Genomic DNA, 11,637 nt, shown 5'->3' with positions numbered 1-11,637 from the left:
AAGGCTCGCTACTTCCGTTTCGTGGACGAGAAGAAGCACGATGAGCTGGCCGCGCTCTTCACCCCGGACGCCAGGCTCGTGACCGACGGGATCACGTGGAAGTCGCCGAAGGAATTCGCGTACACGATCCGCGACCTCACCGGCGCCGCACCGTCGGCCCACTCGGGAGCCATGCCGGAGATCGAGATGACGGGGCCGAACACGGCGACCGGCATCTGGTCGATGGAGGACATCCTGACCTTCCCGGCCGGTCCGGACGCTCCCGAGGGACACCACGGCTACGGGCAGTACCGCGAGACCTACAAGAAGGTCGACGGGCAGTGGCTGATCGACTCGGTGCTGCTCAGCCGTTTCTGGATGGACCCGCTTGAGAGCTGGGTTGCGAATGCCTGATCGGGATCCGGCACGCCATCGGCGCATGGACGAGCAGCAGAACCAGAGCCGGCCGAGCACCGCGCCACCCTTGGACAGTGTGGCCGGCGTCCGCGCGGACGCGCGGCACAACCGACGCCAGCTGATCGCAGCGACACGGGAGGCGATCGCCTCCCGTGGGCTCGACGTGTCGGCTTTGGACATCGCGAAGGCGGCGGGCGTGGGGGTAGGCACGTTGTATCGGCGCTTCGGCACCAAGGAGGCGCTACTCGACGCCGTCGTGCTCGGCCTCTACGACGAGTTGTGCGATACCGCGCAGGTCTGCATGGAGCGCCCGGATCCCTGGGACGGGCTGGCGGAGTTCATGATGGAGCTGGCCGGAGCACATCGGGACAGCCGCGGACTAGCCGAGGTCACCGCTGAGTGCGAGGGGCCACCGTCACCCGAGCTCGCACAGCGGACCGCCGCACTGCAGGACGCGGTCATCTTGCTCACCGAGCGGGCGCGCGCGGCAGGCTACCTGCGCGAGGACGTGACCTGGCAGGACGTCTTGATCTGCTCACGCGCGTCGCTGGACACCGACCACTGCCTCGGCGTCGACGCAGGGCCGGACGGGTGGCGTCGAGTCGTCACGATCCTGCTCGACGGAATGCGCGCCCCCGGGCGAACCCCTCTTGAGGGGCCGGGGCCGCAGGTCCACAGCGCAGGATGACCGAAGAGCTGCACGCTCCGGCAGACAAAGGAAACCCTTCAAGGAATGAAGAATATGCACATCGAAATTTGGTCAGACATATCCTGCCCGTGGTGTTTCATTGGAAAGGCCCGGTTCAACAAGGCACTTGCCACGTTCTCTCACGCGGAGCATGTGAAGGTAGCGCACCGTTCCTTCGAGCTCGACCCCCGGCTGGCCCAGACCCGCCCGACAACCGGCGCGGCGCACGCGGAGAAGTACGGCATGACCCCGGCACAGGCCCGAGCGGCCGAGGCGAACGTCGCGGGCATCGCCAGGAAGGAGGGCCTTGAATACCTCGTCGAGTTCCGGGACCACGGCAACACCTTCGACCTGCACCGACTGCTTCAGTTGGCCGCGACCCAGGGCCTGGAGCACGAGCTGCTGACACGGTTCTACGAGGGCAACTTCGCATCGGAGCGGACCATCTACGACTCCGAGCATCAGGTGGAACTCGCCGTCCACGCCGGACTCGACGAAGCCGAGGTAAGGACGGTCCTCGCCGACAAGCGGGCGTACGCCAACAAGGTACGCAAGGACGAGGCCGAGGCCGCACAGCTGGGCATAAACGCTGTACCGTTCTTCCTGATCGACCGGAAGTACGGGCTCTCCGGCGCCCAGCCGATCGAGGTCTTCTCCGAGGTGCTGGGGCGCGCCTGGACCGATCGCCAATCCGAACTGACAATCGTCGGCGCAGCCGACCAGGCCGGGTGCGACGCGGACGGCGCCTGCGACCTGCCCGGAAGAACAGGCGTGGGGGGGACCGTCGCGCGACCGGCCGCCTGCTGACGGACCCCGGGTTCACCTACCAATCGGCGACGGACCCGGCAGTACCGCAGCGCGTGCATCGGCTGCTTTTCACTGGGAAGCGTCGAAGGTCGTCCTTGACTCCTGGATACCGGCGGCGTTCTCCACCGCCCACCCAGCGAGATTCCGCGCGACGGCGAGCAGGCTGAGGCCGCGCGAAGTCAGCGCGTAGTCGACTCGAAGGGGTTTGGTGTCCCGGAGGGTTCGGGTGACCAGACCGTCCCGCTCCAGCCCGCGCAGCGTGGCGCTCAACATGCGTTGAGTGATCGGTTCACTGAGCCGGCGCAGCTCGTTGAACCGCTTCGTGGTGTCGCCCAACTGGCAGATGACGACCACGGACCATTTGTCGCCGATTCGTTCGAGTACGTCCCGCACCAGCTCCCGGCCCTGCCCACACAAGGCCAAGGCCGTGTCGTCCGCGGATGTGATCGGATGCGCCATAGTCCAGAGTATACGAGATATACCAGGTGCCCAGGCTGCACTCATTTGGCACGGGTGGTTCCCCTCATGATACCTGGGCACCTTGAAGTGCCTTCTTGTCGCTATACCCAGTTTTCCGCATACTCGTTCGGGTCGTTCGGATCCGATCCAAAGTGCGTGAACTAGACCATGAAAGGAATGCATTCGTGCGAGCTGTTGGTCTTTACAAGTTCGGCGGACCGGAGGTGCTGCAGGCGATCGAACTGCCGGATCCGCATGCTGGCCCGGGCGAGATTCGGGTGCACGTACGTGCGGCGGCGGTGAACCCGTCGGACACGCTGCTGCGGTCGGGTGCCCACGCACCTGCGCTCGCCGGGGTGCCGGGGCCCTACGTGCCCGGGATGGACGTCGCGGGTGTGGTCGACGAGATCGGCCCCGGAACGGAGACCGACCTGTCGATCGGTGACCCGGTGATGGCGATGCTCCTACCAGTGACTCCGGCCCCCGACGGCTCCCTCCAGAACAGCGGCGGCGGTTATGCGGAGTACGTGGTACGCCCGGCCAACTGGATCGTCCGTGCGCCTGCGGGCACCAGTCATGAGGCCGCCGCGACGCTGCCGATGAACGCATTGACCGCGATGCTGGCGCTCGACCAGTTGAATCTTGCGCCAGGCTCGACCCTGGCTGTGGTCGGGGCCGCCGGGGCGCTCGGTAGCTACCTGATCCAGATGGCCAGGCAGGCCGGCCTGATCGTGATTGGCGACGCTGCTCCGGCCGATGAGGCTCTGGTCCGTGAGTCCGGCGCGATCGACATCGTGGCCAGGGGCTCCGATGTCGCTGGACGCCTCCGGGCCCGCTATCCCGATGGCGTGGACGCGGTCGCTGACGTGGCGCTGTTCGGGTCGCGGCTCTTCGACGCCATCCGCGATGGGGGCACGCTGGTCCGGTTCCGCCAGAGCGACGAACCCGGCGGCTATCAGGCCGACAGCACCCGCGGGATCACGGTACGGACGCCGTTCGTGCCCGAGTACGCCGGACGGGCGGACAAGCTGGACGAGATCCGCCGTCTCGCCGAGTCGGGTGTGCTCATCCCGCGGGTCGCGAAGACCCTACCCGCCGCCGAGGCGCACGACGCGCACCGCCTGTTCGCAGCCGGCGGCGTTCGCGGCCGGCTCGTTCTCACCTTCTGAACCACCCACTGATCTGCCAACCCAGAGACTGAGACAAGGATCCATGATGTCCACCCGCTTCACCGACAAAGTCATCCTGGTCACCGGCGCCACCTCCGGCATGGGACGGGCCCTCGCAGAGCGGGTCGCCGCCGAGGGAGCGAAGGTCGTCCTGGCCGCACGCGGCAAGGACGCCGGCGAGACACTCGTCGCCGAGCTGCAGTCCGCCGGGCGAGAAGCGATCTTCGTGCCGACCGATGTGACGGTCGGCAGCGAGGTCGAGCAGCTGGTCCGGCAGGCGGTCGACCACTACGGCCGGCTCGACGGCGCCTTCAACAACGTCGGCGCGGCCACTGCGCACGGTCAGATCCACGAGGTCGACGAGGACGCCTGGAGCGCCGAGTTGGCACTCAACCTCAACAGTGTCTTTTTCGGACTGAAGTACCAGATTCCCGCGCTGCAGGCGTCCGGCGGCGGCGCCATCGTGAACAACGCCTCCAACGTCGGTGTCACCGGTGCGGCCGGCATGGCCGCCTACAGCGCCGCCAAGCACGGCGTCATCGGGCTTACCCGGTCGGCCGCACTCGACGTGGCCGAAACGGGTGTGCGGGTCAATGCGCTTGTCACCGGCGGCGTCGACACCCCGCTGCTACGGGGCGCGATGGGCCCGAATCCGGAGGAGGCCATCCGCGCTGCGGGCGCTATGCACCCGGTGGGCCGGATCGGGCGGCCCGATGAGATCGCCGCTCTCGCGGCCTTCCTTCTGAGCGACGAAGCCAGCTTCATCACTGGAGCCGCGCTCGCGATCGATGGCGGCCTGACCGCCGCCTGAGGACCCGGACGTCGATCTTCGGTGGGTGTGACGCCCCTGGCTGACGCGGTCACAGCCCTGAAAGGCTCACCGCCGGCTTCGTACGGGCGGCAGCTGATCGATCCAGTTGCCGGTCGGCCCGAGAAGGGGTCGAAGGGCGGCAGACCGCCGCCCTTCGACCCCCAGAATCACGAGAAACGTCACGCTGCTGGACGCGGCACAACGGTCACCTCGCGCGAGGCGTACCGGTCACGGGCCGAACCGAGCCCGCAGGCGAGGGTCGGCACGCCGAGGGCGATCAGCGCCGCCAGCGGAACGGCCCAGCTGCGGGTGGAGTCGTGTAGCGCCCCGAGAGCGAATGGGCCGACGGCCGCGAGGATGTATCCGGAGCACTGCGCCATACTCGACAGCTGAGCGGCGTGCCGGGCGTCCGGCGCGCGCAGCACGATGAACATCACCGACAGGCTCAGACCGGCACCCTGCCCCACACCCATCAGCGCCATCCACAGGTAGGTGTTCGCATCCGGCGTCACCAGGAGCCCGGCGAAAGCGGTCATGGTCAGCAGCGCGCTCAGCAGCACCAGCACGCCGGGGTGGAGCCAGCGGTTGGCCAGCATCGGCGTGAACAACGCTCCGACGATGGCGGACAGGCTGGAGAAGGAGAGCATCCAGCCGGCCGTACCGGACGACATCCCCGTGCCGGTGAGAATGGTCGGCAGCCAGGCCGCCGCGGAGTAGAAGACCAACGACTGCGCCGCGAAGTAGAACGCCACGAACCACGCCACGGGATGCGTCCAGAGACCCCGTACCAGCTGGTCACTGACGTCACCGCCGCGCGACCGGGACAGGCCCGCGCTCTCGTCCGCCGTCCGGCGGCGCAGCTGCGGCAGCCACACGAGCACGGCCAGGACGGCGAGGACACCCCACATCGCCAGCGCCGGTCGCCAGCCGAGGTGCAGGGCGTTGCGGACCGGCAGGGTCACGCCGGCGGCGAGCGCCGCGCCGATGAAGAGCGACATGGTGTAGATGCCCGACATGAGGGCCACCCGGGACCGGAACTCCTGCTTGATCACACCGGGCAGCAGCACGTTGGCCACGGCGATCGCCGCGCCGACGATGACGGTGCCGGTCAGCAGCGCGCTCGTGGGATGCAGCAGCCGCACGACGGTTCCGGCGGCCAGCAGCAGCATCATGACCAGGAGCACGGGGTTCACCCCGAACCGGCGTCCGAGGCGGGGCGCGAGCGGCGCGAGCAGGCCGAAACAGAGCAGGGGAAGCGTGGTGAGCAGACCGGCCAACGCCGTCGACATGCCGGTCTCGGCGCGCATGGTGTCGAGCAGCGGCGAGACGGCCACCACCCCGGGACGGAGGTTGATCGCCAGTAGCACCAGCCCGACGGCGAGCAGGACTGCCGATCGTCGGGGGGCCGAGCGATGGTGGCCGGCGTCGACGGTTGACACCCCCTGAGCGGGCGATGCACCGCGCTCCGCGGCCACTGGTGGATCGATGGACATAAGGCTTCCCCTCGAGCTGTGACTGCCGGCCGCACGCCGACATTTGATTGATGTATATCGATATATCGGCTCAGACGAACCCCCGTTCCGCAGGGTTGTTTCTCGACCGGGCCGCTCAGAACGGCGTGACGACTCCGGGCACGACGAAACGCGGCGCGTCCAGGAGGGCGGTAGGGCGCGTCGGACCGAGCGGACGCGAACGCCCGTCCATCAGGCACCGCCAAGGGTTACGGGGCGAGTCACCGCCGAGCGGGGGATCGATCAGCCAGCAACAGCCGCCGCACGCTGCGGCTCCGCGCCGGGCCGCTGACCGCGCCGCTTCCCCGCCCCCGCGGCGGCCGGCTCACCCGGCATTAGGCACCGAGGCCCTGAGCAGCGCCAGGGCGCCCCGGACGGCACGCTCGTACGGCACGACGGACTGTTCCGCCCGGGCCAGGGCGTAGCCACCCTGCACCACGGCCGCCAGCGCGGAGGCGGTCTCGTCGGCGTCGATCTCCGGGGCGAACTCACCGGCCGCCCGACCCTCCTCGATCACGTCGACGAGGAACCGGTGCAGCAGCGCAAAGGTCTCCCGGACCGGCTCGCGGAGCTGGTCGTTGACGACCACCTCCGGGTCGGCGACGAGCCGGCCCACCCGGCACCCGCGGAGCGCGTCGCGCTCCCGCAACAGGTACGCCGAGATCCGTTCGAACGCCGTCCCGTCGCCGGTGAGGACGGATCTCAGCTCTTCCTGCATCAACGCGGCGCTGCGCTGCTCGGCGGCCAGTACAAGGTCCCCCTTGCCCTGGAAGTGGTGGTACATGCTGCCCTGTCCGACTCCGGAGCGACGCAGGATGGCCGCCGGGCTCACGCCGACGTACCCGCGTTCCCAGAGCAGCTCGGAGGTTCCCTCGATCAGACGCTCACGCGCGTCGTCCTGTTGTCTGGCCACTCCACGACCATACCTACTAGTACGTATGTCGACCATGTGACGTGCCTCGCGGCGGTGCCGGCGCCCCGCCCTACCCGTCGTACCGGCGGATCGACGGCGTATCGTTCACGTCCGGGCCGAAGAACTTGAAGATCACCAGATCGCCGTCCCCGGTGTTCTCCACGGGATGGGCGGCGGTCGCCGCGGCATGGCTCACCAACAGCTCGTCCCGGTCGGCGTCACCACCACGCACGTCGTGCCCGCAGTACGTTCCGGAACCCGACCAGACCAGGATCGAGTACACCCCGTTCTCGGCCGCCGTGTGCCGCCCCCCGGGTGGCACGACGAGCTTCTTCCCGCTGAACTTCGGGGTGTTGTAGAAGATCCACCACTCCTCGCCGCCGCCGTCGGTCTCGACCCGCTGCGGACTCAGGTGGTTGTTCTCGTAGAAGAACGGATCGCCGTTGAGCTCCCACTCCACGAAGTTGAGCGGGAAACGCTCGCCGTGCGCCTCCCGGTCGGCCGCGCGCACGTCGTGGAAGAGCAGCTCCTTGTCGATGATGCGACCGGCGTTGAGCGCCTGGAACATCGCGAAGACGTCCGAGTCCTCCTGCAACTCCACGGTGAGCGCCGTACCCGGCCCGTGCAGCACCCCCGACGGCACCTGGAAACCCTCGTCCGGCACCTGCAGCTCGGCCCGGGAGTGCCGCAGGATCAGGTTGCTGTCCCAGTCCACGAGGTACGGCAGGAGCACGTCGTACGCACGCTCCCGGACGATCCACGGGTGCACCCCGAAGAACGTCTCCGGGTGCGGGCCGGCATCGACGCCCGCCGGGAAGTAGTACGCCTCGTCCTTCGACCGGCGGCCCAGCAGCTCGGCGAAGCGCTGCGGCGGATGGATGTGGTACGGGATTCGCGCCCCGTAGTCCAGCAGCTTCGCCAGCCGTCCGAGACCCTGCGGATGACTCGCCGCGTACCCCGCGCCCATGATCGCGGCCGGATCGGCCGCCACGGCCTCGCGCAACGTCAGCCGGGGCCGGCCCGACGAGTCGACGATGCGGCTGAGCCCCTCGTCATCCGGCCCGATCCGGTTGTCCGCCTTCGTGGTCGAGCCCAGCCACCGCTCACAGAGGTAGCCCCGCTCGCCCAGGTCGTACGCCTCCTCGGGCAGGCCGAACCGCCGTCCGGGCGGCACCAGGTCCCGCGCCACGAACGCGGGCGCGAGACGCAGCACTCCCCCGCCGTCGTTCAACAGCTCCTCAACCAGCTGTCGGGGCGAAGCCTCGGTCATCCCTTGAGCCCGCTCAACGCGATGCCCTGGCTGAATCGGTGCCGGAACAGCGGGAACGCCACGATCATGCGGAGGGTAGCGACCACCGAGCCGGCCGTCAGCCCGTTCCACGGCGTCCGATTCTTGACCACGCACAATGCTAGGCCGAGCGGCGCTGTGAATTTGTCGGAACCCGAGACCACGACGAGCGACCGCGAGTCCGTGTACCTCCGGTGGCCTGCCGGGCCGTGACCGACTGGGACGAGATCTACCGCAGCGACAGCACTCCGCCCGCCGGAGCCGACCTGGACGACCTGACCACCGAACTCGCCACGTGCCTCGGCGACGCCGACCCGGGCATACGCGACGGCACGCCGCATGCGGTGCTGCGCACCTGGATCGCCCGTGACGTCATCGCCGGCGAACGGCGTGCCTGGCTCGGCGACCAGATGGCGTCACGCTTCGCCGATCCGCGGATCGAGGCCCGCACCTTCGCACCCTTGGTCCTGGACATGATCGTCAGCCGGGGCGACCTGCGCCCGCACTGGCCGGAGTCATTCGTACGCTGGTACCCGGCCGAGACCGACCTGCGCGGCCACGACGAAAAGCTTGGCTGGCTGCACGCGGTCGCCCACGGCGCGGACCTGCTCGGCACACTCGGCCGCCATCCTGAAGTCGACCCGGCCGGAATGCTTGACGTGGCGGCCGCGCGGCTGATCGCACCCACCGACCACCTCTATGCCGAGCGTGAGGACGAACGGCTCGGCTACGCGATCGCACTGACCCTCACCCGCCCTCAACTGACCCCACGGCAATCGCTGGGCTGGCTCGAAACGATCGAGGAAGAGCTCAACAGCTTCACTCCAGGCATCACTCCGGCCCACGTCAGCAACGCCTTGCGCACCCTGCGCATGCTCTACCTACTGACTCACCTCGGCGTACCCGACGGGCACGGCGGGGCGCGCATCCAGCTGACGCACCGCGACTCGATCATGGGACGGCTGGCCGCTGTGCTGTCCTGAGGTTGCAACGCCGAATCCTCGCTCGGCAACGGTCAGCGACGACCGATCCGTGCCCCGGACGGCGCCGCGTCGAGGATCGTCAGATAGTGGTCGATGAAAGCCTCCGGCCGTACGCCGACGGCCACCTCGTGCGGCCCCGTCCCGCCCTCTTCGGCGGCTCGCCAGGTCGTCACCCCCGCCGCCGGCCCGGAAGACCGGTCGACCGTCACCTCACCGGCGGCGAACACGCAGAGCGCCGGGTCGAAGAGGGTCGCCGCGGCCAGCGGGTCGTGGAACGTGATCTCGGACCGCTCGGCGAACCACGACGCGGCCATGTCCGCGACCGGCCGCAGCAGCGGACTCGTGCAGTGCTCCAGGAAGGCCTCGGCCTCCATCCGCACCCGTGTCGTCGCGTCGAGGCCGATCGAGCGGTGCACCGGCACCCGGGCCGCGTACACCCGGGCCGCCGCATGCGGATCGCAGCGCACGTTCCACTCCGGGCCGGGCACCGTGGTGAACGCCCCACCCATCAGCACCAGCGACCCCAGCAGCGACGGGATCTCCGGATCCACCGCGAACAGCAGCGCCACGTTCGTCAGCGGGCCGATCGCCAGCAACGTGACCTCGCTTGGACGCTCCCGGATCGTCCGCCGCAGGAACTCCACCGCCGCACCGGCGGGGAACGAGGTCTCGTGCTCCCACCGGGCCAACGCGGCCGCCTGCGTCGGCGGCCCCTGAACGGACGGGCCGGCCAGCGGCTGCGCGGCTCCGGGAAGGATCGGCACCGTGCGCCCCGCCGCCCGGCACAGCACGCTCGCCAGGGCGGCGCGCTGCTCGGGCTCGGCGCTGACCGTGGTGATGCCCAGCAGCTCGCACCGGGGCTGCGCGAGCAGGTACGCGAGGCAGGCGGCATCGTCGATGTCGTTGCCGATGTCGGTGTCCAGCAGGACCGGGGTGCTCTCCATGGCGGGATCGATTATCCGAACTGCCGGCCCGGGAAGCAGCGGAAGCAGGCGATGCCGCCGCCGGCTCGGCCAACGTACGAGCCGATGCGGTGAACGGGCGGTTCCGGACGGTGAGCGGCACGCCACACCGGCCGGATCTGCCTGCACCGCAACGCGTGTCGCGTATCGACGGTGTGAAAACCCGGCCCCGCCGCGTACCGAACACGTCAAGATCCTTGCTCGCCGCCACGAGGTCGAGGTGTGCTGGTCACGTCGGGGCGATCGAACCCGACGGGGTGAAAGGAAGACGTGGGTCCCCTCGAAACGGCGAGCCCTCCAACCGCCTGACCAGGTCGATGCGGTCCAGACAGCGCAGCGACCCCCCGCGGCGGCGGGAGCCCGCCACCCGTCCCTTTCCGCCTCCACGCGGCAGGTCCTCGCCGGTTCGGCCGGGACCTGCCGCGACCCCATTCGACAGAGAGCAACGACCGTGCACGAGATCATCGAATCGGGCGTCACCGCCGCCGATGCCGCCGGCTACGTCGAGGCCACCATCCGGCCCGACGGACGTCTCGCGGCACTGCGGATCGACCCCCGCGCCATGTACGACCTGACCGCCGCCGAACTCGCCGGCGCCTGCATCGAGGCGATCCAGCGCGCCTGCTCGGCGCGGGCCGATACCACCCACCACACCGCCTGAGGCGAGAAGAAGATGCCTGCCATCACCGTCGATCACCCAGCCACCACCAGCGCCGGCCGTAACCGGTCGGCGGAACTCCGCGCGCACCGCCCGCGGACCGCGCTCGTCACCGGCGCCGCGGGAGGCATCGGCCAGGCGGTCGCCGCGCGGCTGACCGCCATGGGATGGCGGGTGCTGCTGCACGCCCGCACCAGTGCCGAGGGCGCGGTCGCCGCCGACCGCCTGATCAGTCAGGGCGCGGACCCGGAGCGGCTACGGCCGGTCGCGGCCGACTTCACCCACCTGGCGGAGGTGCGCGACCTCGCCGACCAGGTCACCTCCCCACTGGACCTGTTGGTGAACAACGCCGCCGTCGCCGGTGAGATGCGGCGCGCGGAGACCGTGGACGGCCACGAGCTGACCTGGCAGGTCGACTACCTCGCCCCGTACCTGTTGACCCGGTTGCTGCTGCCCGCGCTGAGCGCGGCGGGTGGGTCGCGGGTGGTCAACCTCTCGTCGAGCCTGCACCGGATGGGAGACCTGCGCTGGGACGATCTCGACCGCACCGGACGGTACTCGCCGGTCGCGGCCTACGCCCAGGCGAAGCTGGCCCTCACCATGTTCGGCGCCGAACTGCCCGAGCGCGTCGACGGGGTGGCCGTGGTGAACGTGCACCCGGGCGTGGTGCGCACGTCCCTGACGCGCCTCTACAGCCGCAGCGGCGCCCCCGTCGAGGACGGCGCGTTGGCGGTGCTGCGCGCGGCGGTCAGTGACACCGTCAGCGGCGGATACTACGAGGGCACCCTGCGGGCCGTGCCCGCTCCGATCGTCGCCGACCGTCCGAGCGCGCGGCGGCTGTGGCGGCTCAGCGAACGGCTGGTCGGCCTAGGGCGTGTCCTGTCGATCTTGTAGTGGTTGATGGTTGACGATGTGCCGGTGGTGCGTCGTGGTGAGTTGACCGATGAGGCGTGGGTGGTGATTGCGCCGTTGCTTCCGGAGCCGGGTGGTGC

The 11,637-nt window shown here is 69.6% G+C and carries 14 protein-coding genes; 8 read left to right on the top strand and 6 right to left on the bottom strand.

The genetic code is table 11. From position 1 onward, the window contains the following. From D7147_RS32010 to D7147_RS32000, 3 genes are all read left to right on the top strand, one after another. On the top strand, positions 1-393 hold a 393-nt coding region (locus D7147_RS32010; protein ID WP_147437492.1), incomplete at its 5' end, for a nuclear transport factor 2 family protein. Positions 394-418: 25 nt separating this feature from the next. Further along, positions 419-1,084, top strand: a complete 666-nt coding sequence (locus D7147_RS32005; protein WP_158609417.1) for a TetR/AcrR family transcriptional regulator — start codon at positions 419-421, stop codon at positions 1,082-1,084. Positions 1,085-1,129: 45 nt separating this feature from the next. After that, entirely contained in the window at positions 1,130-1,891 is a 762-nt protein-coding gene (locus D7147_RS32000; protein WP_233563620.1) for a DsbA family oxidoreductase, read from the top strand. Positions 1,892-1,960: 69 nt separating this feature from the next. On the opposite strand, the gene D7147_RS31995 is transcribed toward D7147_RS32000, so the two are convergent. Further along, positions 1,961-2,350, bottom strand: a complete 390-nt coding sequence (locus D7147_RS31995; protein ID WP_120684465.1) for a winged helix-turn-helix transcriptional regulator — start codon at positions 2,348-2,350, stop codon at positions 1,961-1,963. 224 nt (positions 2,351-2,574) lie between these two features. Here D7147_RS31995 and D7147_RS31990 point away from each other — a divergent pair, with 224 nt between their 5' ends. After that, positions 2,575-3,519: a quinone oxidoreductase family protein gene (locus D7147_RS31990; RefSeq protein WP_199716748.1), complete on the top strand. Its 945-nt coding sequence runs from the start codon at positions 2,575-2,577 to the stop codon at positions 3,517-3,519. A 46-nt stretch (positions 3,520-3,565) separates the two neighbouring features. Further along, positions 3,566-4,330, top strand: a complete 765-nt coding sequence (locus tag D7147_RS31985; RefSeq protein ID WP_120684461.1) for a glucose 1-dehydrogenase — start codon at positions 3,566-3,568, stop codon at positions 4,328-4,330. A gap of 179 nt (positions 4,331-4,509) precedes the next feature. Here D7147_RS31985 and D7147_RS31980 read toward each other — a convergent pair whose 3' ends face one another. The 4 genes from D7147_RS31980 to D7147_RS33470 form a co-directional block, all read right to left on the bottom strand. After that, positions 4,510-5,769 (bottom strand): CynX/NimT family MFS transporter, encoded by a 1,260-nt coding sequence (locus D7147_RS31980; RefSeq protein ID WP_199716747.1) that lies wholly within the window; start codon positions 5,767-5,769, stop codon positions 4,510-4,512. A gap of 397 nt (positions 5,770-6,166) precedes the next feature. Continuing rightward, positions 6,167-6,754 carry a TetR/AcrR family transcriptional regulator gene (locus D7147_RS31975; protein ID WP_199716746.1) on the bottom strand — a complete coding sequence of 196 codons (588 nt, stop codon included), beginning with the start codon at positions 6,752-6,754 and terminating at the stop codon, positions 6,167-6,169. 70 nt (positions 6,755-6,824) lie between these two features. Beyond that, positions 6,825-8,024 carry a cupin domain-containing protein gene (locus D7147_RS31970; protein ID WP_120684455.1) on the bottom strand — a complete coding sequence of 400 codons (1,200 nt, stop codon included), beginning with the start codon at positions 8,022-8,024 and terminating at the stop codon, positions 6,825-6,827. Beyond that, positions 8,021-8,155, bottom strand: a complete 135-nt coding sequence (locus D7147_RS33470) for a hypothetical protein (protein ID WP_267900780.1) — start codon at positions 8,153-8,155, stop codon at positions 8,021-8,023. Before D7147_RS33470 ends, D7147_RS31970 begins: the two co-directional genes overlap by 4 nt. A 96-nt stretch (positions 8,156-8,251) precedes the next feature. Here D7147_RS33470 and D7147_RS31965 point away from each other — a divergent pair, with 96 nt between their 5' ends. Continuing rightward, positions 8,252-9,025 (top strand): DUF2785 domain-containing protein, encoded by a 774-nt coding sequence (locus tag D7147_RS31965; protein ID WP_147437491.1) that lies wholly within the window; start codon positions 8,252-8,254, stop codon positions 9,023-9,025. 32 nt (positions 9,026-9,057) lie between these two features. Here D7147_RS31965 and D7147_RS31960 read toward each other — a convergent pair whose 3' ends face one another. Beyond that, positions 9,058-9,969 carry a nucleoside hydrolase gene (locus tag D7147_RS31960; protein ID WP_120684451.1) on the bottom strand — a complete coding sequence of 304 codons (912 nt, stop codon included), beginning with the start codon at positions 9,967-9,969 and terminating at the stop codon, positions 9,058-9,060. Between the two features lie 469 nt (positions 9,970-10,438). Between D7147_RS31960 and D7147_RS31955 the strand changes: the two genes are divergently transcribed. Together D7147_RS31955 and D7147_RS31950 are read left to right on the top strand one after the other, a co-directional pair. Continuing rightward, entirely contained in the window at positions 10,439-10,648 is a 210-nt protein-coding gene (locus D7147_RS31955; protein ID WP_120684449.1) for a YbaB/EbfC family nucleoid-associated protein, read from the top strand. Between the two features lie 12 nt (positions 10,649-10,660). Then, entirely contained in the window at positions 10,661-11,539 is an 879-nt protein-coding gene (locus D7147_RS31950) for an SDR family NAD(P)-dependent oxidoreductase (protein WP_120684447.1), read from the top strand. Positions 11,540-11,637: the final 98 nt, after the last annotated feature.

The sequence above is a fragment of the Micromonospora musae genome (assembly GCF_003626545.1).
GTDB lineage: Bacteria > Actinomycetota > Actinomycetes > Mycobacteriales > Micromonosporaceae > Micromonospora > Micromonospora musae.
Note: the sequence above shows the minus strand (reverse complement) of the source record. Positions and strands in the feature narration are given on the sequence as shown.

Bases quoted from the DNA above. Each gene is read 5' to 3' on its own strand.
- D7147_RS32005 (WP_158609417.1), top strand. From the start codon at position 419: ATGGACGAGCAGCAGAACCAGAGCCGGCCGAGCACCGCGCCACCCTTG.
- D7147_RS32000 (WP_233563620.1), top strand. From the start codon at position 1,130: ATGAAGAATATGCACATCGAAATTTGGTCAGACATATCCTGCCCGTGG.
- D7147_RS31995 (WP_120684465.1), bottom strand. From the start codon at position 2,350: ATGGCGCATCCGATCACATCCGCGGACGACACGGCCTTGGCCTTGTGT.
- D7147_RS31985 (WP_120684461.1), top strand. From the start codon at position 3,566: ATGTCCACCCGCTTCACCGACAAAGTCATCCTGGTCACCGGCGCCACC.
- D7147_RS31970 (WP_120684455.1), bottom strand. From the start codon at position 8,024: ATGACCGAGGCTTCGCCCCGACAGCTGGTTGAGGAGCTGTTGAACGAC.
- D7147_RS31960 (WP_120684451.1), bottom strand. From the start codon at position 9,969: ATGGAGAGCACCCCGGTCCTGCTGGACACCGACATCGGCAACGACATC.
- D7147_RS31950 (WP_120684447.1), top strand. From the start codon at position 10,661: ATGCCTGCCATCACCGTCGATCACCCAGCCACCACCAGCGCCGGCCGT.